Origin of the sequence: Sphingobacterium corticis, from assembly GCF_042684745.1 — a bacterium.
GTDB lineage: Bacteria > Bacteroidota > Bacteroidia > Sphingobacteriales > Sphingobacteriaceae > Sphingobacterium > Sphingobacterium corticis.
In genome coordinates this window covers 662,174-683,818 of sequence record NZ_JBHUMA010000004.1, presented here as the reverse complement: position 1 = coordinate 683,818, position 21,645 = coordinate 662,174, and the positions used below count along the sequence as shown (strand labels likewise).

Annotated in this window: 20 protein-coding genes; 13 read left to right on the top strand and 7 right to left on the bottom strand. The window is 42.6% G+C overall.

The window, feature by feature from the left end:
- Positions 1-15: 15 nt before the first annotated feature.
- The 5 genes from ACFSQ3_RS04275 to ACFSQ3_RS04255 all read right to left on the bottom strand — a co-directional run bounded on the left by ACFSQ3_RS04275 (position 16) and on the right by ACFSQ3_RS04255 (position 5,080).
- Entirely contained in the window at positions 16-1,740 is a 1,725-nt protein-coding gene (locus ACFSQ3_RS04275) for a glycoside hydrolase family 3 protein (RefSeq protein ID WP_380867822.1), read from the bottom strand.
- A gap of 7 nt (positions 1,741-1,747) precedes the next feature.
- On the bottom strand, positions 1,748-2,290 hold the full coding sequence (locus ACFSQ3_RS04270) for a TetR/AcrR family transcriptional regulator (protein ID WP_380867819.1): 543 nt from the start codon (positions 2,288-2,290) through the stop codon (positions 1,748-1,750).
- Between the two features lie 63 nt (positions 2,291-2,353).
- Positions 2,354-2,944 (bottom strand): bifunctional nicotinamidase/pyrazinamidase, encoded by a 591-nt coding sequence (pncA, locus tag ACFSQ3_RS04265; RefSeq protein ID WP_380867818.1) that lies wholly within the window; start codon positions 2,942-2,944, stop codon positions 2,354-2,356.
- A 12-nt stretch (positions 2,945-2,956) separates the two neighbouring features.
- Complete coding sequence (locus tag ACFSQ3_RS04260) at positions 2,957-3,631, bottom strand: response regulator transcription factor (protein WP_380867817.1); 675 nt, start codon at positions 3,629-3,631, stop codon at positions 2,957-2,959.
- A 21-nt stretch (positions 3,632-3,652) separates the two neighbouring features.
- A complete protein-coding gene (locus ACFSQ3_RS04255) occupies positions 3,653-5,080 on the bottom strand; it encodes a sensor histidine kinase (protein WP_380867814.1) in 1,428 nt (475 codons plus the stop codon).
- Positions 5,081-5,196: 116 nt separating this feature from the next.
- On the opposite strand from ACFSQ3_RS04255, the gene ACFSQ3_RS04250 reads away from it, so the two are divergent.
- Together ACFSQ3_RS04250 and ACFSQ3_RS04245 are read left to right on the top strand one after the other, a co-directional pair.
- Positions 5,197-6,585 carry a hypothetical protein gene (locus ACFSQ3_RS04250; RefSeq protein WP_380867812.1) on the top strand — a complete coding sequence of 463 codons (1,389 nt, stop codon included), beginning with the start codon at positions 5,197-5,199 and terminating at the stop codon, positions 6,583-6,585.
- 4 nt (positions 6,586-6,589) lie between these two features.
- On the top strand, positions 6,590-7,603 hold the full coding sequence (locus ACFSQ3_RS04245; RefSeq protein WP_380867810.1) for a Kelch repeat-containing protein: 1,014 nt from the start codon (positions 6,590-6,592) through the stop codon (positions 7,601-7,603).
- A gap of 152 nt (positions 7,604-7,755) precedes the next feature.
- Here the strand turns inward: ACFSQ3_RS04245 and ACFSQ3_RS04240 are convergent, their stop codons facing one another.
- Positions 7,756-8,748: an aspartate-semialdehyde dehydrogenase gene (locus ACFSQ3_RS04240; protein WP_380867807.1), complete on the bottom strand. Its 993-nt coding sequence runs from the start codon at positions 8,746-8,748 to the stop codon at positions 7,756-7,758.
- Between the two features lie 132 nt (positions 8,749-8,880).
- Here ACFSQ3_RS04240 and ACFSQ3_RS04235 point away from each other — a divergent pair, with 132 nt between their 5' ends.
- The 11 genes from ACFSQ3_RS04235 to ACFSQ3_RS04185 all read left to right on the top strand — a co-directional run bounded on the left by ACFSQ3_RS04235 (position 8,881) and on the right by ACFSQ3_RS04185 (position 20,392).
- On the top strand, positions 8,881-10,530 hold the full coding sequence (locus tag ACFSQ3_RS04235) for a lamin tail domain-containing protein (protein WP_380867804.1): 1,650 nt from the start codon (positions 8,881-8,883) through the stop codon (positions 10,528-10,530).
- A 131-nt stretch (positions 10,531-10,661) separates the two neighbouring features.
- The gene (locus tag ACFSQ3_RS04230; RefSeq protein WP_380867802.1) at positions 10,662-11,609 is read left to right on the top strand and encodes an NAD-dependent epimerase/dehydratase family protein; all 948 of its coding nucleotides are present in this window, start codon (positions 10,662-10,664) and stop codon (positions 11,607-11,609) included.
- Positions 11,610-11,611: 2 nt separating this feature from the next.
- Positions 11,612-12,337, top strand: coding sequence for a YebC/PmpR family DNA-binding transcriptional regulator (locus ACFSQ3_RS04225; protein ID WP_380867800.1), 726 nt, complete (start codon positions 11,612-11,614; stop codon positions 12,335-12,337).
- Between the two features lie 67 nt (positions 12,338-12,404).
- Positions 12,405-13,457, top strand: coding sequence for a hypothetical protein (locus ACFSQ3_RS04220; protein ID WP_380867798.1), 1,053 nt, complete (start codon positions 12,405-12,407; stop codon positions 13,455-13,457).
- A gap of 11 nt (positions 13,458-13,468) precedes the next feature.
- The gene (locus ACFSQ3_RS04215) at positions 13,469-14,929 is read left to right on the top strand and encodes a lipopolysaccharide biosynthesis protein (protein ID WP_380867797.1); all 1,461 of its coding nucleotides are present in this window, start codon (positions 13,469-13,471) and stop codon (positions 14,927-14,929) included.
- A complete protein-coding gene (locus ACFSQ3_RS04210; RefSeq protein WP_380867795.1) occupies positions 14,926-15,789 on the top strand; it encodes a glycosyltransferase in 864 nt (287 codons plus the stop codon). Before ACFSQ3_RS04215 ends, ACFSQ3_RS04210 begins: the two co-directional genes overlap by 4 nt.
- Positions 15,790-15,869: 80 nt before the next feature.
- Positions 15,870-16,769, top strand: a complete 900-nt coding sequence (locus ACFSQ3_RS04205; RefSeq protein ID WP_380867794.1) for a glycosyltransferase — start codon at positions 15,870-15,872, stop codon at positions 16,767-16,769.
- Positions 16,770-16,786: 17 nt separating this feature from the next.
- Positions 16,787-17,563 carry a glycosyltransferase family 2 protein gene (locus ACFSQ3_RS04200; RefSeq protein WP_380867791.1) on the top strand — a complete coding sequence of 259 codons (777 nt, stop codon included), beginning with the start codon at positions 16,787-16,789 and terminating at the stop codon, positions 17,561-17,563.
- Complete coding sequence (locus ACFSQ3_RS04195) at positions 17,544-17,780, top strand: DUF3820 family protein (protein ID WP_380867789.1); 237 nt, start codon at positions 17,544-17,546, stop codon at positions 17,778-17,780. The genes ACFSQ3_RS04200 and ACFSQ3_RS04195 overlap by 20 nt, the downstream gene beginning before the upstream one ends.
- Positions 17,781-17,991: 211 nt before the next feature.
- A complete protein-coding gene (locus ACFSQ3_RS04190) occupies positions 17,992-19,689 on the top strand; it encodes a sodium:solute symporter family transporter (protein WP_380867787.1) in 1,698 nt (565 codons plus the stop codon).
- 10 nt (positions 19,690-19,699) lie between these two features.
- On the top strand, positions 19,700-20,392 hold the full coding sequence (locus tag ACFSQ3_RS04185; protein WP_380867785.1) for an NUDIX hydrolase: 693 nt from the start codon (positions 19,700-19,702) through the stop codon (positions 20,390-20,392).
- 67 nt (positions 20,393-20,459) lie between these two features.
- Here the strand turns inward: ACFSQ3_RS04185 and ACFSQ3_RS04180 are convergent, their stop codons facing one another.
- Positions 20,460-21,638 (bottom strand): aldose epimerase family protein, encoded by a 1,179-nt coding sequence (locus tag ACFSQ3_RS04180; RefSeq protein ID WP_380867782.1) that lies wholly within the window; start codon positions 21,636-21,638, stop codon positions 20,460-20,462.
- Between the last annotated feature and the right edge of the window lie 7 nt (positions 21,639-21,645).

The window sequence follows — 21,645 nt, the reverse complement described above, 5'->3', positions numbered from 1 at the left end:
GCGATATACAAATGATTACAATCCTGCGCCATTTTTGTGTTTTCGAGATACCGCAACCGGAAGTTTTCCTTCTGAACGGATATCCTTAAATAACACTTTTGCCGCAGCACGTTGCATGAACGCATCGTTTTGATAAGTAAGAATAATGCTGCCACTGCCATCAACATCCACCGAATTTAGTGCATAGGGATTGGCATGAAATAGCGTGATGACCTTCTTATTCGTGATCTTGTCGATAAAGCTTTTGATGTCGTCCGAAAAAGGAAGCGCACTTTGCGGACGATTACGCGCATCGTGGATTGCCAAAATAATTTGTCCGTATTTCCGGGATTCTGCGAGTATATCTTTGAGTTGATCTTCGGTTTCATTGCCTTTCACATAAAGCTGCATGCTGCCGCGAACGCGGCTGGCAATAGCTTGTTCGATGGCTTGCGGTTTATCAATTCCGACGCTCACCACTAAAGTAGGTCTCGCACTACTAAATGAGTTGATGGCGCGTTTCGAACGAAGTACCGTAACAGAAGCTTCAGCCAAACGCTGAACCAATTGTTTTGCAGCAGCGCTGTTCACATCTTGATAAAGATTCTTGGTAGCCACGGGCTGGTACTTATCTAATCCCAGCCAAAGTTTAGTTGCCAGCACTTTCTTAACGCGACGATCTACATCCGCTTGTTTGATCGTTCCACTTTTGATTGCTTGCTCAATCATCTGAACAGCACGTTGACTGTTTTCGGAAATTTCTAGCAAATCATTTCCAGCTTCGATAGCCATTACATCTGCACGGCCGTTCGGGAAAAACTTCGTGACGCCCTTCATATCCATAGCATCAGTCACAGCAAGCCCTTTAAATCCTAATTCGTTGCGCAATAAATCCGTAACGACTTTTTTCGAGATGGATGAAGGGATGTTTGGCGTGTTGTCTAAAGATGGAATATGCATGTGCGCAACCATTATGGCAGGTGCTCCCGCGCGGATTAATTCCCGAAAAGGAAAAATTTCCAACTTATTCAATCGATCTCTTGAAAAATCCAATTGAGGCAAATCATGATGCGAATCCACATCGGTGTCACCATGTCCCGGAAAATGTTTTAGCGAAGCAACGATTCCACCATCGACCATGCCGTCCATATAAGCCTTCGCTTTACGTGCAACATTCTCTTTGTTGTCACCGAAAGAACGGAAGTTGATGACCGGATTATCTGGGTTATTGTTGATATCGACGACGGGCGCAAAGTTGAAATGCATGCCCAAACGGCGGAAGTCTTTGGCCACTTGTTTCCCCATATCGTATAGCAATTGATCGCGTTGAATGGCGCCCAAAGTCATTTGATAAGGAAAAGAAATCGTGGAATCTGCTAAACGCATACCCAGTCCCCATTCGCCGTCAAACGTAATCAGCAATGGAACTTTGCTGTCTTTTTGATAGCGATTGAACATATTAGCGTGCCGAACCGGACCGCCTTGAAAAACAACCAAACCGCCTAATTTTTCTTGTTTAACAATTCTTCCAACAGAATCCACATAGCGTTGTCCGCGATCGGTATGCGCACGGATCAAAAGCAATTGTGCAATACGCTCTTTAGGCGTTAACTGCTGAAATGTTTTTTCTACCCATGGATGCGATTGGTTGATGAAGGTTACAAAATCTGTTTTCTGCTGGGCATTCGCCACAGAAATGAATATAGAAATGCTAAATAACAAAGAAAATGCTTCTTTTAATCGTATCGAGATCTCGTGCATATATGAATTAAATGAGATTATATTTTTTTTCAATGAGCGCTGTCAATTCTGCTGCATTTTTCAAATCGCCGCTTGCTTCTTTTTTCCAAAGCATATCGATGATAAGGAGTAAATACTGGGTTTCCAGTTCTGGCTTATCATATCCCAATTCTTGAAATGCCTTCAATATGATTGGCTGCACGGGTTTGATGAAATGTTCGTGTTGTGCCCGCGATAATTCGTCATGTGCTAAACGTTCCTGCATTTTCCAGAACAATGGTTCTTCTGTTACCAACTTGTTGGGGAGCAAGATCATGTTCTGAAGAAATTCTTTCGCGCCTTTGTAGGTCATCATACCTTTGTGGTGCATGACTACGCGGCTATATCCAGTTTTGATGATGAAAGAAAGCAGGCGATCTTTGTTGCCGAAGTGTTTAAAGATTAATGCTTCAGATACGCCGGCTTTGATTGAAATTTCTTTGGTAGAGGTGTCTGCAAAACCGTTTTCCGCAAATAGCGATGTGGCTGTTTGGATGATTTTATCTTTTCTACTGAGAGCGGTTTCTTTCATGGCAATCTACGGCAAAGGTATAGAAAATATTGATGGGAGCGATTTGAACAGATAAGTTGACTATTACAAGATTTTACCACCTAACTGTAGGAAATGTTCTTTCTTGTCCATGTAGATAGTTTTGTCGATAGCCTTCGTTGCTTTGGATATTATCGCGGTTTGAAATCCGGCTTCCAGACTATCCAGTGCCGAAAAATAAACGCAATAATCGGCCGCCAAACCGCAAAGGTGCAATTCGGTAATGTCACGTTCGCGCAGGTAGCCAGTCAATCCGGTGGATTTCTTTTTCCCATTGTCGAAAAAGGCGCTGTAACTATCGATTTCTTTTGATGTTCCTTTGCGGAATATAGCTTCAACCAACTGCGTGTTTAGCAATGGCGACAAGTCCGCCCCCTCTGTATTTTGAATGCAATGGTCTGGCCAAGCAACTTGCTCTAGACCATAGAGATCGAATTGGTCAAATACGTTGATGTCGGGATGTTGGCTGGCGAAACTTCCATGATCTGCAGGGTGCCAATCCTGTGTAGCTATTACCAAATCATAGTTTTTCTGTAATCCATTGATTACCGGGATAATGCTGTCGCCATCGGTAACCGCCAAAGACCCGCCAGGCAAAAAATCGTGTTGAACGTCGATAATCAGAAGTGCTCTCATACTCAAATATACTTATTCGATGGTTAATCGATAGCCAACACCACGAATGTTTGTGATCTTAATGCGCTCATCCTTGGATAGGTATTTGCGAATGCGACTGATGAAAACATCCAAGCTTCTTCCGGTAAAATAGGTGTCGTCTCCCCAATAGGTTCGGATAATTTCTTCACGAGGAACGACCTGATCTTTTCGTTCGAATAATCTTCGTAGCAGTTCCGCTTCGCGGAAGGAAAGTTTTTCCATTTGTTCGCCGTGGCTCAAAGTAAATCGCTGCGCGTCCAATTTGTATTGCCCGATTTCATAATGTTGCTGTTCTTGCCGATGGTTGGTCGATCGATGTGCTGCTTCTATGCGCACAATCAACTCCTCAATTTTAAAAGGTTTACGGATATAATCGTTGGCGCCCAACTGAAAACCTTTCACAACATCTTCTGTCTGCGTCATGGCCGTCAGGAATAAAATAGGTGTTTGCGCGTCGATTTTCCGGATTTCTGTAGCCAGAGTAAATCCATCCATGATCGGCATCATCACATCCAGCACCATCACATGCGGTTTAAATTTCTTCAGCACCTGCAACGCATCTTGTCCATTTACGGCATGTTTAACCTCAAAACCATATTCAATTAAGCTATCCTCCACGATCATGGCAAGGCTCAATTCATCTTCTACATATAAAACTTTCAACATAAATGCACAAGTAATGACTGCTTAGGACTTTGGAAGTTTAATGGTAAACGTACTTCCTTTTCCTTCTTCACTTTCCACCGTAATGCTTCCTTTGTGTTGCTCTACAACCTGTTTGACATAGGTCAGCCCCAATCCAAAGCCCTTTACTATGTATAATTCTCCGTTCGGAACGCGGAAAAAAAGTTCGTAAATATCCTTCTGGTATATTTTTGGAATCCCAATGCCGTTGTCGCTCACTTCGATCTGCACAAAATTACTCGCTTCGCTCAGTCGGAGATTGATAGTCGGCTTTTCCGAATAGTTATATTTAATGGCGTTGTCGATCAAGTTGGATAGCATGTTGCGTAAATGTGCGGGGTCGCCTTGCAATTGGCAACTTGCTGATACCGCATCTAACTGGATGACGATATTACGCGTGCCGATCAAGGTGAAAGATTCCGAAAGTTCACGAACCAGCGGAACCAAATCGATTTCCTGTTTGGATAAAGTAAGTCCGCGGCCATTAAACTGCAAAACATGCTCAACCATTTGACTTAAGTGCTCCAATTCACGTTTAGAAATATTTAGGTAGCGATCTTGTCGTTCCGGATTCTCTTTAGTCTTTGTATTTTGGAGCGCTTCTACTGCGGCACTTACCGTGGATAGCGGCGTTTTTAACTCGTGCGTCATGTTTGTGACGAACGATCGTTGCAAGATGGCTAACTTGTTTTGTTTACGAATCGTTTTAAATAAAGCGATAAACGTGATTACCAACGCAGCGAGTAGCACAAAAGAAAAAGCAATTTGCCCGAACATGCTTTTTATGATAAACTTCCAAACTTGCGGAAGCGTAGCAAATAGGTACAAATCATTTTCTGTATTTATTAATATCGGGCGGGTATCGTATTGCTTTTTATGCATCGCGGCACGCCTCCAAAATTCACGTCCGCGTTCGATTTTTTCCACCGACAAGCGTACGTTGGAAAGTCGAACGCCTTTAAATGCGAGTTCCTGCACGTATTCTTTTGTCAGTGAATCAAGAACAGCTTCAGACAACTGCAGGTTTTGGTTTTGAAACATCCATTGGTTGAAATCGCGAGATCTTCTGCGACCATTTCTTTCTTTCGGCGCACCGCGGTAAAAGTCCTGAAACTTACGGCGCATACTATCTTGTCGACGTGTAGCGTTTTGCTCCATCCACGCGTATAAACTATCGACAGCGACGTTAGGATAAGCACGATGGATAATGTCGGCTAAGTTCCTTTGCGAGTTGTTTGGAGTAGTTACGTTTACTGGCGGATGCTCATTATAGTAATCGTTTAATGTAGCTACCAACGCTTGATCCGCTTTTGCGAACGTTAATTCTCGATGATCCTCGTAGCTTTTAAATAACCAAAAGCAGAGCACCGTAAGGATGCCTGAGATCACGATAACGATCAGTAGAGCTAGGATTTTGTGGCTTTTAAACATAACGAAAGCAAATTTAATTTAGTAGCTTTGCAACGCATGCGTAATTGTTGATTTTTAACAAAATATAACACTGATTAACAGTAGGCTTCGGTTACATTTGCAATTCATTAGTATTTATGCTGAAACACCTTATTTCTATTGCCGTCGGGTTCGTATTTTTCGGAACGAGTATTTTGATGTCGAGTTGTGAAAAAGACATGGCCATCGCATTGAATAATGATAACGTTGATGCGTTGAGTTTAGCATCGGTCGATTCACTTTCCGCTTATATCACCAACGTCAATTTGGGGCACATTCCAACTTCGGGCGCTGGAGCAATTTTATTGGGTAAATACAATCGCGATGGTGTAGGTTCATTTAGCGTTGCACCTTACTTTCAGGTGGAGCCTGAGAATTATACATTTAACGATATTCCCGAGGATGCACGTTTCGATTCTATAGAATTGATTCTGCGCACACATACGCGTTTGCACGTGCAGGGCGATACCACGAAACCACACGTTATTCGTGCGCACCGCTTGGCCGAGCGTTTGCAGACGACTACCTTGCAAGCTGGCGGAATCAACAACGTAGAGATTCCTTTCTACGTGCAAACGCCAGCTATTTTCGGACAGCAAACTTTTCAAACGCAAGAAGCTCCTTTAGGTGAGTTGACGTACCTTCCAAGACCGGGTGCACGTCAACGTTTAGCGATTCGTTTGCAAGATGCTTTCGGAAAGGATTTGTTCGATAAGATGAAATCCGGCGATAGCCGCGTTTCTTCTTCAGCAAACTTTACGGATTATATGCACGGTTTTGCGATCATGCCTGATTCTGCCAATACAAGCGTAATTGCTTACAACGATACGATCCAAGCAGCTATTCACTATTCGTACATTGGTGAAGGTGGTTTGCGTACTAATGCGCAGAAGAATTTGGTTATTCGTAACTACAACTTGAAATACAATAAATTTAGTGCAGATAGAAGAGGAACAACATTTCAGTCTTTAGCTGTTGGTAGTCCGGTTGCCGGATCACAAACGAATGGCGTCGGATTGATCCAAGCGGGAACGGGAGCTTCCGTACGTATTGACATTCCTTCGCTTCGCGAATTCTTGCAAACACCGGGTTTGGCCGTGAACAAAATGGAACTGGAGGTTGAAGTGAATGCGAGACAGGAACTGATGTTTCCTTTGCCAAAAGAGCAAGATGCGCCGGTATTGTATTTAGCGAATACGAGCAACGTGGCGCTGGATTTCATTCGTTCTCCATTTGCAGCAGCAAATAGTAATGAAATTCAAACGGGCGTTTTTGTGGAAGGAAATAATACAGGGATGAATCCGAAATATACGTTCAACCTGATTCAATATGTGCGCACGCTGAATAGCGAAAGCACAGGTCCGCAAACATTAATATTATCTTTGCCTCCATCTACTTTGGTAGGTACGGCAAATTCTTTAGTGATAGCTAACGAAGACAACAAACCTAAAATTAAATTAAACATCTTATACACAAAATTCAATTAGTCATATGAAGAAGAAAAACTGGCTAGCATTACTTTTAGTTGGTGCGATTGCGATAACATCATTCCAATCCTGTTCTAAGGATGATGATGAGACGGGGACTACTACAGATACTGGACCAACAGAATGGACTAGAGCAACAGTATTCTCTGATGATCCAAGAGAAGGAGCAGCCTCTTTTGTGATTAATGACAAAGCATATGTTGTAGGTGGTTATACCGCTACGCGTGCCATTTTAAATGATGCACAATCATTCGACGGTTCTCAATGGGATACAGCGGCTACATTCATCGGAACGCCACGCCACCGTGCGGTTGGTTTTGCGATTGAAGGTGCTGGTTACGTAGGTACTGGTTACGATGGTACTTCAGCATTGAAAGATTTCTACCGTTATAACTCGGCAAACAATACTTGGACAAAAATTGCTGATTTCCCGGGCGAGGCGCGTTTCGGTGCGGTTGCATTTTCGTTGGGCGGTGTAGGTTATGTAGGTTTGGGTGAAACGGCTACTGGAAAAACCTTTGATGATATGTACCGTTACAATCCTTCAAGCAACACTTGGGAGCGAATTCAGACACAATTCGGTTGGAAAAGATCTGGTGCTTTTGCATTCGTAATTGGAAACAAAGCGTATGTTGGTGGTGGTCGTACAAACAACCAATTGCCAGAAGATTTCTTGTCATTCGACGGAACAACATGGACACCGTTGAGAAACTTGAATCGTAGCGACGCAGATAATACGTATGATGTTAGACGTTCTAATGCTTCTGCATTCGTGATCGGCGGACAAGGTTACTTAGTAAGTGGTAGAGGTTCTGCTGGCTTAATCGCAAATGTTTGGAAATATGATCCTGCTAGCGATACTTGGACTGGTCAACACCAAGCAATTCAAGGAAGCGGTGCTCGTGAGAAAGCAGTTGGATTCGCTATCGGAAACAACGGTTTCATCACTACCGGTTCTAATGGTACAGGAAGAGAAAACTTCTTCGATGAAACATTGAAGTTCGTTCCTGTTAGATAAGAATAACACACAATCAGCAATCGTTAAGATTGCTGATTCATTCCATAAAAAAATCCGTTTGACAAACGTCAAACGGATTTTTTTATGGAATTACTTTTTAAAATTAGCTGGATCAAGACTGTAAGCATCCAGCTAATCAAATTGTATTTTTATTATCCGATCAATTGCTTTTTGTGGAGCAATTCGGCGATCTGAACCGCATTAGTTGCTGCTCCTTTACGTAAGTTGTCGGCAACAACCCAAAGATTCAAGGTTTTCTCTTGGGATTCATCACGACGAATACGGCCAACAAAAACTTCATCTTTTCCGTGTGCATCCTTCGGCATTGGGTATTCCAATTTCGCTGGATTATCTACCACGATAACTCCTTCTTGAGCTTCCAATGCTGCGCGTACATCGTTCAATTCAAATTCGTTCGTGAATTCGATATTCAACGCTTCTGAGTGCCCACCGATTACGGGAATACGAACCGTTGTAGCTGTAACTTTGATGTTGTCGTCACGCATGATTTTGTTCGTTTCCTTGATCATTTTCATTTCCTCTTTCGTATAACCATTCTCTTGGAATACATCGATTTGAGGAATTACGTTCAAGTCGATTTGGTGCGGATATGCTTTTTCGCCATCAATGCCAGCACGCTCATCATTCAACTGCTTTACTGCCGCTACACCGGTTCCTGTTACGGATTGGTACGTAGATACGACAACGCGTTTGATATTATATTTTTCGTGCAAAGGTTTCATTACCACAACCATCTGAATCGTCGAACAATTCGGATTAGCGATAATTTTGTCTTCTGCAGTCAATAGATCACCATTTACTTCTGGAACGACTAATTTCTTGGTTGGATCCATGCGCCATGCTGAAGAATTATCGATTACAGTAATTCCAGCTTCCGCGAACTGCGGGGCAAATTCCGTCGAAGTAGAACCGCCAGCCGAGAAAATCGCTACATCAGGTTTCAGTGCAATAGCTTCCTTAGCAGTAACCACCTTGTACTTCTTACCCTTAAAATCAATCTCTTTACCCTTACTTCTTTCTGAAGCTACGGGGATTAATTCTGTAACGGGGAAGTTTCTTTCCGCTAATACTGCCAACATTTCTGACCCAACAAGTCCTGTTGCGCCAACTACTGCAACTTTCATAAATAAATTTTTCTTTTAGATAAAATAAATTAACCTAATTAATTATTTTTGATAACTAATCAATTTCAAACTTACTCAAATTTTCGGAATGAAGATAAGGTAAGTGTCTGTTAAACCTAAAATTCTCCAATTATGAAGTGGCTGATAACCATCCTGCTTAGCTGTAACTTGTGTTTTCTTGTTGGATGTAAGATGGAGAATGCGTTGACAGAATATTATACTTCGCGTCATCCGATTATCAATGAAGTTATGACGAACCCGGCAGGTGGCAAGCTCCCGTCGCACGAATGGGTGGAATTGTATAATCCTTCCGATGTGGCCATTCAGCTCAGCGATTATACTTTTTATTATAACAATCGGTCTTTCGCGATGCCAGATCTTTTCCTGCCGGCCAAGCAGTACGTAATTATTTCGTCCGCCTCTGATGCACATCGCTTAGAACCTTACGGAAATACTATTGGCTTGCAGGGATGGCCGAGTATGAGTAATGCTGGCGGGAGATTATGCTTGTCGCATGACGAGTTGGGTTCGGTGGATGAGATTGCCTACAAAAGTAGCTGGTTCGATAGTGCGGAAAAGCGGCGCGGCGGCTGGAGTTTGGAACGCATAAATCCACTTTTCGGATGTAATCCGAAGCATGCTTGGGCGGAATCCGTGGATGATCAAGGAGGAACACCAGGTAAGCAGAATAGCGTTCATAACGCGGAGCGTAAACCCAAATTGGAAATAAAAGATGTGCAATTGGAGGATGAGCTTATTCGATTGACCTTAAATATAGATATCGAGGGCATGTTGACCATAAATCAAGCTTCGCTAAATTACGGTGATGAAACCATCACGCTATCCACAGATGCAGATGGTAATATGCTGTTATTAAAACCGAATACTTCCGTTTCTTCCGGTGTGCCTTATCAGCTTGTTATTCAAGGTGCATTTTGTGACCAGTCAGTGGAACTCACAACTCCGATTTTATGGCAATCGCGTTTGCTTTTTAACGATGTGGTAATTAATGAAATATTGTTTAACCCAAAGTCTGACGTGCCGCGTTTTGTCGAGATCTACAATCGTTCCGATCAAATTGTGAATCTTCAAGGATGGCGCTTGGGAAATCGCTTATTGACTTTTAATCCATTATTTCTCCGCCCTAAATCATATAGTGTAATAACCACCGACATCGAAAAGTTATCCGCAGCTTATCCAAGTGCGATGATGGAAAATGCGATTGAGCTGAAAAGTTTGCCTTCGTATAATAGTAAACAGGGGATTGTGACTTTGTATAACGGTGAGCAATTGATGGATAGTTTGTATTATAACGAATCCATGCATCAGCCTTTGCTTCGCGACGAGCGTGGAATTTCTTTAGAGCGAAAATCACCGGATAAGTCGACCAACGAGATTGGAAATTTCCACTCCGCATCGACTTTTAGCGAAGGCGCTACTCCGGGTTATGAAAACTCTCAATTGCGCGCTGGTACAATCACGGAAAACAGGATGTTTCTTTCTAGTCGTACCTATCATGTTGATCGATCGCCTTGGTTTATTCATTATGATTTTATAGAAGAGAATGCAATGTTGAATGTACGTATTTACGACGATAAAGGTCGCGTTGTTCGTCACCTGTTACGGAATCAAAGCGTCGGTCATGTTGGCAAAATTGGATGGGATGGAAAGAACGATAAGGAGCAAAATGTTAAATCGGGCATTTACATCGCTTGGCTTGAGATGTATAATCATTTAGGAACGCGCAAGGTGTTTAAAGAAAACTTTGCGCTCCGCAGATAAAAGAAATGGGAAGGTGGTCGCGCTGTGGTTTTAAGAAAGGGGCGAAAAAAACTATATTTGCACCGAAATATCCATTTACAACACACTTTATATCAGTTTTACTGAAAAAAGACAGGATAACGAACTGCAACATGGAAGAACGTATTATTATACTTGGAGCTAATGGACAGATTGGCTCAGAATTAGCCGCTGCGCTGCGCACTAAATTTGGCGCTCCGAATATCATCACATCAGATATTAGAGAACCAAAAAGTTTAGCGGAAGAGGAAGTTTTTGAATTGGCCAATGTGCTGGATAAAGACAAATTGAAAAGCCTTTTTGAACAATACAAACCGACACAAGTATATCTTTTGGCAGCGATGTTGTCCGCTACGGGCGAGCAGTATCCACAAAAAGCATGGGATTTAAACATGAACGGCCTTTTGAATGTGCTGGATTTAGCCGTAGAATTGGGAATTCAGAAAATCTTTTGGCCAAGTTCGATTGCCGTTTTTGGACCGAACTCACCGAAAATCGATACGCCGCAATATTGCGTGATGGATCCCAACAGTATTTATGGCATCAGTAAATTGGCTGGTGAGCGCCTTTGCGAATATTATCACAAACGTTATGGATTGGATATCCGCAGCATTCGTTATCCGGGAATCATTTCTTGGAAAACCGAACCAGGAGGTGGTACAACGGATTATGCGGTACATATTTATTTTGAAGCGTTGCGTCAGGGCGCATATACAAGTTTCTTGTCTGAAAATACAGAACTTCCTATGCTTTATATGCCGGATGCCGTTCGCGGAACGTTGGAATTAATGGATGCGCCGGCAGAGCAGTTAACCATTCGCTCGAGCTACAACTTGGCTGGAATGAGTTTTACTCCAACGGATATCGCCAAAGAAATACAAAAAATTCTCCCTAATTTTGAAATATCATACTCCGATAATGATCCAAGACAAGCTATTGCAGATTCTTGGCCAAAGCGTATTGAGGATGATTACGCGCGCAAAGATTGGGGATGGAATCCATCTTTCGATCTGGAAGCGATGACAAAAGACATGATTGAAAATCTTAAATCGACTATATAACCATGGGTAGAGCTTTCGAATTTAGAAAAGAAAGAAAATTTAAACGCTGGGCCAAAATGGCGGTTCAGTTCACGCGTTTAGGGAAAGAGATCGTTATGGCGGTTAAAGAAGGCGGTCCGCATCCCGAAAATAACTCTCGCCTTCGTACTGCAATGCAAAACGCGAAAGCAGTAAGTATGCCAAAGGATCGCGTGGAAGCAGCGATCAAACGTGCTTCGGAAAAAGATGCCAAAGGATACGAAGAATATGTTTATGAAGGTTACGGTCCGCATGGTGTTCCTGTGTTGATCGAAACGGCAACAGATAATACCAATCGTACGGTAGCCAACGTGCGTAGTTATTTTACCAAAGCTGGTGGTTCATTAGGAAAAACTGGTTCTTTGGATTTTATCTTCCAACGTCGTTCTGTGTTCCGTTTTCCTGCAGCTGAAGACTTGGATGTCGAAGAATTGGAATTGGAATTGATTGATGGAGGTTTGGAAGAGCTTTATGTAGAAGCTGATGAAGAAGGAAACGATGTCGTGGTCGTACAAACGTCATTCGAAGACTTCGGGAATATGCAAAAGCTTTTGGAAGAAAAAGGGATTGAGGTTTCCTCGTCAAAACTAGAGCGTATCGCTCTTTCGCATTCTTCGCTGAGCGAGGAGCAAGCTGCCGATGTATTGAAAATGATCGACAAGATTGAGGAAGATGATGATGTACAAGCTGTATATCACAATATGGACTAAGGATCGTTGATCCGATATAAAAATCCCCACGAATGATATTCGCGGGGATTTTTTGTTATTTTTGGTTATGCTCAGTTTCGAAGAGTTCTTTCTGAAGAAAAAAATCGACCTGACCGCCTTACAAGCTGGTCAGCCATCCCTGTATGCAGAGTTTTCTAAACATTACGCTGCTATGGGAGAGAAGAGCTTCGATCATAGCAAAAAATTCTGGTTCAACCGATTGCGGAAATCGTATTTGTTGGCTGAAGGCGAACCTGCGCCTGCACCCCAAAAAGTAATGCCTGTTTCAGATCATCCGGTAAAACCAGTTTCGGAAGTTGTTCCAGTAGGAAGTACAGAAGCGACGAAACCAGCAGGGTTTAAGCCACGATTCAAAGCAGGAGCAGCCAAATCAGCGACTCCAGTTACGGCTGTTGAAAATCCTGAAGAAGAACTAAAAAGTGAGTCGGCAGTGGAAGTAACTGCTCCTAGTAAACCTGCAGGATTTAAGCCTCGTTTTAGAAGTGGCGTTACCAAACCTGCTGAAACGGTAGAAAGTAAGCCTTCCGAAGAAGCGAAAGCTGCACCTTCCGAAGAAACATCAAATGCTTCGGCAACGGAAGCAGCTGCTACGAACAAACCCGCAGGATTCAAGCCACGTTTTAAAGCTGGTGTTACCAAACCTACAGAAATCGCAGAGAACAAATCTTCGGAAGAAGCGAAAGCTTTGCCTTCCGAGGAAGCAGCAAATATTCCGGGAACGGAAGCTACTGCTACAAATAAACCTGCAGGATTTAAACCTCGTTTCAAGGCTGGCGTTACTAAATCTACAGAAGCCGTAGAAAGTAAGCCTTCGGAAGAAGCAAAAGCAACACCTTCTGAGGAAAACGAAAATGCTCCGGCAACGGAAGCAGCTGCTACGAACAAACCCGCAGGATTCAAGCCACGTTTTAAAGCTGGCGTTACCAAACCTTCCGAAACCACAGAAAACAAGCCTTCGGAAGAAGCAAAAGCAACACCTTCCGAGGAAAACGAAAATGCTCCGGCAACGGAAGCAACTCCTACAAATAAACCAGCAGGATTTAAGCCACGTTTTAAAGCTGGTCTTACCAAATCGGCGAAGCCTAACGACGATCAGTAGTTCTCTGCGCAATGGATCAAAATATATCTGCACAGGAAGAAAGCTTAAAGAAAAAAGCTGCAAAAGGTTTTCTTTGGGGAGGTTTGTCGAATGGCTTACAGCAAGTTTTCGGGCTGATATTTGGGATCGTACTATTGCGGACATTAAGTCCGGAAGATTATGGTTTGGTGGGGATCTTGACCATTTTTTCCAGTATTGCTTCTTCGCTTACAGAATCCGGGTTCGTTAGTGCAATTAGTATTAAAAAGGATGTTACCAAAGCGGATTACAATGCAGTCTTTTGGTTTTGCATCTTCTTGGGTGCATTTATCTATATGCTCCTTTTTCTGCTTAGTCCGGTAATTGCCGATTTTTACGAAATTCCTGCTTTAGCGCTGCTCGCTCAGGTATCTTTTCTCAACTTTTTTATCAGCAGTTTTGGCGTTGCGCACAGTGCGAACTTAACGCGGAACCTGCGGATTAAAGAACGTGCCAATGCCAACATCGTTGCGGTTTTTGTAGGCGGAATTCTTGCGATTGCGGTAGCATTTGCCGGTTGGGGATATTGGGCTTTGGTGGTGCAAAATCTTTCCTATTGTTTGGTTTACGTGTTGTTATCGTGGCGTTATTCCTCATTTCGGCCATCATTCCAGATTAACTTGGCGCCCGTAAAGCCTATGTTGGCTTACAGCAATAAGCTCATCATCACCAATGTGTTCTTTCACTTGAACAATAACTTTTTATCTGCAGTTCTTGGGAAGTATGTGCCGATTGCTCAGGTTGGACAATATAATTCTGCCAATCGTTGGAACCTGACTGTACAAAGTTTTACACTCAGCATTTCGAATATGATTATTCAGCCGCTAATGACAGAAGCATCGCAAAGCGGCGAAGAACGTCGAATTCGTGTGTTTCGCAAATTGTTGTCGTTTATTTCCTTTATCACTTTCCCATCCATGTTCGGCTTGGCGTTAATTGCTCCGGATTTTGTGCTGCTTGCCGGAGGCGGGGAGTGGGCAGAAAGCGGAAATTACCTACGGATTCTGGCATTCGGTGGCGCATTTGCCATTGTGAGCAATGCGTTTTCGAATTACACATTGAGCAAAGGAAAGTCCGATACCTACATGAAAAATATGGTGGCATTCGGATTGATTCAAATTGCGTTGTTTTTCTTGTTGAAGGAAGCTGGCGTTACCTACATTGTTATGTCGTTCGCGGTGTTGAACTTCATTTGGTTAAACACTTGGTATTTTCTAAGTAAGGAAAGTCTACAATATAGCTATCGCTATTTGTGGAAAGATGTGTACGCCTATGCGCTGATTGCGCTAGCGGGTTACCTGATGACTTTTTGGTGGATCAACATGTTACCATCTGCACTTTTACGACTAAGTTTGTCAGTTCTTTCGATGGGAGCGGTTTACATAGTACTTACGTACTTTTTCAACAAAGAAACCTTTCTAGAAATTAAAAAATTCTTTCAGAATAAGTTATGAGAAAGGTGCTAAGCATTGTCGTTTCCTACAATTTTGAGCCGTGGTTAGATACCTGTTTGGATAGCCTATTTCAATCGGATTGTCCAACGGACGTGATGGTAGTAGATAATGACTCCAAGGATGAAACCGTTTTTCGCATTAAGCGCGATTATCCACAGGCAATATTGGTGGAAAGTCGAGAAAATATAGGTTTTGGAAAGGCAAACAATATTGGTTTTGAGTATGCAATTGCGAATGATTATGATGCGGTATTCCTAATGAACCAAGATGCTTGGGTCGATCGGAATTGCTTAAGCAGATTAATGGATGTATATGTAGATTCGGATCAAGTTGGCATTATTTCGCCGATGCATTACGATGGAACCGGAAATCAATTGGATGAAGGTTTTGCCGCATATATCAATAACGTGGATCAGCCGCAGACTACAATCTTTTGTGCGCCATTTGTGAACGCAGCTTTTTGGCTTATTCCCATTCAGACGCTCCGTAAAGTAGGTCATTTCTCAGCTTTGTTCTATCATTATGGGGAAGACAGTGATTATGGCAATAGATTGCATTATCACGGGCTTAAATTTTTAGTTCATCGAGACGCAATTGCTTATCACGATCGACAAACGAGGACGGCGCTCCATGATGATGTATTTCTCAAGCGCGAATACATCTATTTCCTTGCCGAATATGCGAACATCAACTATCCGGTGACAAAAGCTTTTGCATTTAGTGTTTTAGCCGCCATTAAGAAAGTCTTTAAACCTCGGAAGTCAGATAAAAAACGTTTTACTTCCGCTTACTTGAAAATCGCTTGGCAACTATTATTGAAGACCAGCGATGTACTAAAAACGCGACAAGCAAATGCCTGAATTTAGGAAGGTTCATTCTTCGCGCACATTTGCATAAACCCCGTTTTATTACGAGTTTCGTCTATTCAATCATTTTATCCATGGAAGAAAACAGTCCGATTATCCTTTTCGCGTACAACAGACCGGAACATACCCGGCGAGCGCTTTTGGCTCTGCAGGAAAATGTAGGAGCGGCGGACAGCGTTTTGTACATTTTTGCGGACGGCGCAAAGCATGCTGGCGCAGAAACAGCCGTGAAGGAAGTACGCAATGTTATCCGGGAAAACTGGTTGTTTAAGGAAGTGCACGTGGTGGAACGCGATCGCAATTGGGGTTTGGCGAATAATGTGATGGATGGCGTTGGACAGGTAATGAAAGCACATGGCCGGGCGATTGTATTGGAAGATGATGTGCTTTTTGCTCCGCATACGTTGCAATATTTCAACGAAGCCTTAACGCGATACAAGAACGAAGAAAAGATTATGCATATCGGCGGGTTTATGTATGAACTCAACCGCGCTAAATTAGACGAAACATTCGTAACACGTTATGTAGCCAGTCAGGCGTGGGCAACGTGGTCGCGCGCTTGGAATCATTTTCAAGCGGATATTGATCAAATTATTGCGCAGTTTGATCCGCAAAAGGTGGCTGCTTTTACGTTCGATCATACCATGAATTTTTGGCGTACTATTTTGCAGCAGCAAAAAGGCGAAGTGGATTCTTGGGCTGTACGTTGGTACGCGAGCGTTTTCTTGAAAGGCGGATTAGCGATCGAGCCGAGTCAATCCTTAATTGAAAATATCGGACACGATGGTTCGGGTGTACATTCTGGTGTGAATACCATGTTCGAAACATCTATTCGATCTATGCCGATTACCCAATTTCCAACAGAAATAGTGGAAGATCCAAATGGATATGTTGCTTTGCGCCATTTCTTCAAACATCGAAAAGGCAATTTATTTCAACGCGCATATCGCTTCGCGGTAAACAAATTACGATAAGTCTTTTGATGCAATCCATGTCGAACAACCCACATTCAAATAGCGGAAGTCCTACCATTTCGATTATCACGATCGTTTACAATAACGTTCGGGATATCGCTTACACCTTAACTTCCGTAGCGGAGCAAACCTATCTTAACATAGAATACATTGTGGTGGATGGTGCTTCCACGGACGGTACCCTCGATGTTATCCACGAATACGATCGCATCATAGATGTATTGATTTCGGAAAAAGACAAAGGCATTTACGACGCGATGAACAAAGGCCTGGTGAAAGCAACAGGCGATTATGTGCTATTCCTCAATTCCGGCGATACGCTGTTTGCGACGGATACCTTGCAGACAATTATCGAACGCGGAAACAACGCGGATATCATTTATGGTGAAACTAAATTGGTCAATGAGCAACGGGAAATTGTTGGCAATCGTCGCCACAAAGCGCCAAAGCATTTCGATTGGCAATCATTCCGCTATGGCATGAACATTTGTCATCAAGCGATCTACGTTCGTAGATCCATTGCGCCGGCGTATGACACAACTTATCAATTAAGCGCTGATATCGACTGGGTGATTCGCGCTGCGAAGCAAGCTAAAACAACGCAGTACGTGGATGCATTCGTGGCTAGATACTTGGTTGGCGGAATGTCGCAGAAACGCCACCGCCAAAGCTTGGATGAGCGGTATGCAATCTTTAAAAAGCATTACGGCGCTTTCAACAATTTTTTTAATCACCTTGTAATCGCGGCGCGATTGATAATTTATAGGATGCAACATGGCAAAACCAGAGAGTAATATCTTAAATCCGCAATTACTCCTTGAAATTGCAAATGCGAAAATGCCTTTCGGAAAATACAAGGACTATTATCTTCGAAACTTGCCGGAAGCTTATTTGACGTGGTACCATAGCAAAGGTTTTCCTGCCGGAAAGCTTGGACAACAATTGGCCACAATTTACGAGATCAAACTCAATGGTCTTGAATATTTACTACAACCACTTATTGTGCGGTAGTACCATTATTTACCCTTTTTTTAAAGTTTTTGAACATAAACGTCATTTTGACATTTTTTTTTCTAATATTTGGACAATTAAATCTGAATACCTTAAAAAGGCGAGCGCATTCGTGCGTTTGATTTTATAAACTTAATCGAAAAAAAAGCATATTTGTATAAAGAGTTTGACGGGAAGTCGCGCGCTTTATCTAACCAATTCTATCAAACAGATGACAAGATTTTCAAACATTGATTACGTAGTTTTTCTTATTTATTTCGTAATCGTCGCAGGCTATGGCTATTGGATTTACCGCCGTAAAACAAAAAGTGACTCGGCAACAAAAGATTTCTTTTTGGCCGAAGGATCACTAACATGGTGGGCAATCGGAGCTTCGTTGATAGCTTCTAATATTTCTGCTGAACAATTTATCGGAATGAGCGGGAATGGTTTTACCGTCGGTATGGCCGTAGCTGCTTACGAATGGATTGCTGCAATTGCCTTGATTATTGTAGCGGTTTGGTTCATTCCGATGTACCACAAGAATGGTATTTTTACCATGCCGCAATTCCTCAAAGTGCGTTATAATGAAACGACCGCATTAATTATGGCCATCTTTTGGTTGTTTCTCTACATTTTGGTAAACCTTACTTCCATATTGTTTTTGGGCGCCATGGCGATAAATAACTTCGCAGGAGGAGCAAATTTCGAGGTGATTATGACGGTGCTCTGTGTGTTCGCTATCATTATTACATTGGGCGGTATGAAAGTAATCGGTTTTACGGATGTGATTCAGGTTTTAGTGCTTCTAATTGGTGGATTAGCGACTACTTATGTGGCATTAACATTGGTTAGCGAGCATTTCGGATTAGGTGCGGATGTGCTAGCGGGTTTCAAAGCAATGATGAAAGATTCGCCAACGCATTTCCAGATGATGCCGGAAAAACCAACAGCAGAATCGAGCCAAGAGGATATCAACAAATACTTGATGTTGCCGGGAATTTCCATGTATTTTGCCGGACAATGGATCGTGAATTTGAACTATTGGGGATGTAATCAATACATCACGCAACGTGCATTGGGTGCTGATTTGAAGACCGCAAGGACAGGTATTCTTTTCGCCGGATTCTTGAAATTGTTGATGCCAATTGTGGTGATGTTGCCGGGAATTGCAGCATACGTTTTGTACAAAAATGGTGCTTTGCAACAAGAAATGGCACCGGGTGGTGAGTTTCATGCAGATAATGCCTATTCAGCAATTTTGAGCTTCTTGCCGGATGGTATGAAAGGTTTGTCATTAGCAGCGTTAACGGCAGCAATTGTGGCTTCGCTAGCTGGTAAAGCAAATAGTATCGCGACTATCTTTACCTTGGATATCTACAAAAAATACCTAAACAAAGACGCTTCAGAAACTAAAATGGTTTGGGTAGGTAAAGTAGCGATTGTGGTTTCTATGCTGTTAGCTTTACTGCTTACTTGGGACGACGTGCTTGGTATTGGTGGAGCGGGCGGATTTACGTTTATCCAAAAGTATACAGGTTACGTTAGTCCAGGAGTTTTAGCCATGTTCTTGCTAGGTATGTTCTGGAAGCGTACAACAGGTGCAGCGGCAGTTACTGGTTTGCTTTCCGGTTTTCTGTTGTCCGTGTTCTTCAACGAGTTTGCTCCAGCAGTATTTGGTCCGGAGACATGGTTATACACTGCTTATCAAAATGCGGCGGGGAAATACGAAATTCCATTCTTGATTTGTATGGGTTGGGCATTTGTCTTTGCTGTTATGCTGATGGTAATTTTAAGTATGTTCGGTCCGAAAGAAAATCCAAAAGCGTTTGAAATCGATCGCAAAATGTTCAAAGTGGAACCATCCGTGTTAATCTTAATTGTGATCACGATTTTGGTGGTCGGCGCGTTATACGTGAAATTCTGGTAATAAAAGCGCTATGGCAAAATATGCAGAGAAACATCGTGTTCTTGTTGCAGTAGATTGTATCATCTTTGGATTTGATGGCGCCGAGCTAAAGTTGCTTGTTGTACAGCGGGCCTTGGAGCCGCAAATCGGAAGTTGGAGTTTGATGGGTGGATTTATTCAAGAAGGGGAAGATCCAAATGATGCGGCGTCACGCGTGCTTTATACATTAACAGGACTGGAAGACGTATATATGGAACAGTTGTCTGTTTTTGGCAAGCCAAAGCGCGACCCAGTCGAGCGAGCAATTAGCGTTGCTTATTCGGCGCTCATCAATATTAAGGAGTATGAAGCGCAGCTCAACGATGCATATCGTGCGGAATGGATTTCCTTAAAAGATGTTCCGCCTCTGATCTTTGACCACGACGAGATGGTTCGCGCCGCAAAACAGCAATTGCGTTACAAAGCGGCATTGCATCCTATTTTATTTGAGCTGTTGCCGGAGAAATTTACCATTCCGCAAATTATGGCACTTTATGAACAAGTGTACAATGTGGAGTTGGACAAACGAAATTTTATGCGAAAGTTGCTTTCTACCGGCTTACTGGTAAAGCAAGCAGATAAGGATAAGGAAGGCTCAAGAAAAGGAGCTTTTTACTATAAATTAGATCAAGAAACGTATAAGGACAAGTTTAGTTCTTTCTTACATTTTATTCCACAACCTTAGGCAATAATAGCAATATCGCTATAAACAAGAATGGCTTTTCCGATCGGAAAAGCCATTCTTGTTTTATTTATTTTACAGTGCTAAATCGATACGTACTGTGCGTTGCGTACGTATCGCCCGGCGATAATTCCGTTGATGGAAACTTCGCTTGGTTTGGTGCATCTGGGAAATGTTGGGTTTCTAGACAGAAAGCAGAACGAAGGCCGTAAGTTTTTCCGCCTTTCGCGTTTTGGATATTTTCCATAAAATTGCCGCTATAGAATTGCAAACCTGGTTCCTCCGTAAGAATTTCCATTTTAATTCCTGTTTTCGGACTACTTACCGTGGCGATATGTTCTAATCCATCTTTCTTAGTCAGCACAAAGTTGTGATCATAACCGCCACCAATTTTGATCTGCTCATCTGATGCGTCAATATCTTTTCCAATTGCTTTCGCTTTGCGGAAATCAAACGGTGTATTCTCAACAGAAGCCAATTCCCCGGTTGGAATTAATGTTTTATCCACTGGCGTGTAATGATCCGCTTTTACCATCAACTGATGATCGGTGATCGTTTCTGCTCCCTCACCACTTAAGTTGAAATAAGCGTGATTGGTAAGATTCACAACTGTCTTCTTGTCTGTCGTTGCGCGGTATGCAATATCCAATCCATTGTCGGAAGTAATGCTATACGTCACATAAATATCCAACGCACCCGGATAACCTGCATCACCGTCTGGAGACAATAAATGCAATTCCAGACTTTCATCAGTCACTTTGGTTACTTCCCAAACTTTGGTGTAATAGCCGGTTTTTCCACCGTGTAACGTATTTTCTCCGTCATTGATTTCCAATTGGTACGGCTTTCCATCTACGCTAAATTGACCTTTATTGATTCGGTTGCCGAAGCGACCGACAATCGCGCCGTAGAAGCCTTCGCCCGGTTTACGGAAGTTTTCCAAATCTTTATAACCCAGCACAACGTCGACCAAATTTCCAGCGCTGTCTGGAACTAATAAACTGACCACGCGCGCACCATAATTGGTAATCGCAGCCGTAATCGTTCCGTTGCCGATTGTGTATAATTTGACGGAATCTTCGCCAATAACTGTTTCAAAATCTTTCGCGGAAACACCGATATCAACATTTTCCTGTTGCTCGTTAACGGTTTTATCTTTTGATGTGTTTTGTTGGCAAGATGTGATAGCAAGTGCTAATGCGAGTGGCGTTATGCAGGCTTTCCAAAATGAGCCAGAAGATGTTCTCATAAGTAAA

Bases quoted from the DNA above. Each gene is read 5' to 3' on its own strand.
- ACFSQ3_RS04275 (WP_380867822.1), bottom strand. From the start codon at position 1,740: ATGCACGAGATCTCGATACGATTAAAAGAAGCATTTTCTTTGTTATTT.
- ACFSQ3_RS04270 (WP_380867819.1), bottom strand. From the start codon at position 2,290: ATGAAAGAAACCGCTCTCAGTAGAAAAGATAAAATCATCCAAACAGCC.
- pncA (WP_380867818.1), bottom strand. From the start codon at position 2,944: ATGAGAGCACTTCTGATTATCGACGTTCAACACGATTTTTTGCCTGGC.
- ACFSQ3_RS04260 (WP_380867817.1), bottom strand. From the start codon at position 3,631: ATGTTGAAAGTTTTATATGTAGAAGATGAATTGAGCCTTGCCATGATC.
- ACFSQ3_RS04255 (WP_380867814.1), bottom strand. From the start codon at position 5,080: ATGTTTAAAAGCCACAAAATCCTAGCTCTACTGATCGTTATCGTGATC.
- ACFSQ3_RS04250 (WP_380867812.1), top strand. From the start codon at position 5,197: ATGCTGAAACACCTTATTTCTATTGCCGTCGGGTTCGTATTTTTCGGA.
- ACFSQ3_RS04245 (WP_380867810.1), top strand. From the start codon at position 6,590: ATGAAGAAGAAAAACTGGCTAGCATTACTTTTAGTTGGTGCGATTGCG.
- ACFSQ3_RS04240 (WP_380867807.1), bottom strand. From the start codon at position 8,748: ATGAAAGTTGCAGTAGTTGGCGCAACAGGACTTGTTGGGTCAGAAATG.
- ACFSQ3_RS04235 (WP_380867804.1), top strand. From the start codon at position 8,881: ATGAAGTGGCTGATAACCATCCTGCTTAGCTGTAACTTGTGTTTTCTT.
- ACFSQ3_RS04230 (WP_380867802.1), top strand. From the start codon at position 10,662: ATGGAAGAACGTATTATTATACTTGGAGCTAATGGACAGATTGGCTCA.
- ACFSQ3_RS04225 (WP_380867800.1), top strand. From the start codon at position 11,612: ATGGGTAGAGCTTTCGAATTTAGAAAAGAAAGAAAATTTAAACGCTGG.
- ACFSQ3_RS04220 (WP_380867798.1), top strand. From the start codon at position 12,405: ATGCTCAGTTTCGAAGAGTTCTTTCTGAAGAAAAAAATCGACCTGACC.
- ACFSQ3_RS04215 (WP_380867797.1), top strand. From the start codon at position 13,469: ATGGATCAAAATATATCTGCACAGGAAGAAAGCTTAAAGAAAAAAGCT.
- ACFSQ3_RS04210 (WP_380867795.1), top strand. From the start codon at position 14,926: ATGAGAAAGGTGCTAAGCATTGTCGTTTCCTACAATTTTGAGCCGTGG.
- ACFSQ3_RS04205 (WP_380867794.1), top strand. From the start codon at position 15,870: ATGGAAGAAAACAGTCCGATTATCCTTTTCGCGTACAACAGACCGGAA.
- ACFSQ3_RS04200 (WP_380867791.1), top strand. From the start codon at position 16,787: ATGTCGAACAACCCACATTCAAATAGCGGAAGTCCTACCATTTCGATT.
- ACFSQ3_RS04195 (WP_380867789.1), top strand. From the start codon at position 17,544: ATGGCAAAACCAGAGAGTAATATCTTAAATCCGCAATTACTCCTTGAA.
- ACFSQ3_RS04190 (WP_380867787.1), top strand. From the start codon at position 17,992: ATGACAAGATTTTCAAACATTGATTACGTAGTTTTTCTTATTTATTTC.
- ACFSQ3_RS04185 (WP_380867785.1), top strand. From the start codon at position 19,700: ATGGCAAAATATGCAGAGAAACATCGTGTTCTTGTTGCAGTAGATTGT.
- ACFSQ3_RS04180 (WP_380867782.1), bottom strand. From the start codon at position 21,638: ATGAGAACATCTTCTGGCTCATTTTGGAAAGCCTGCATAACGCCACTC.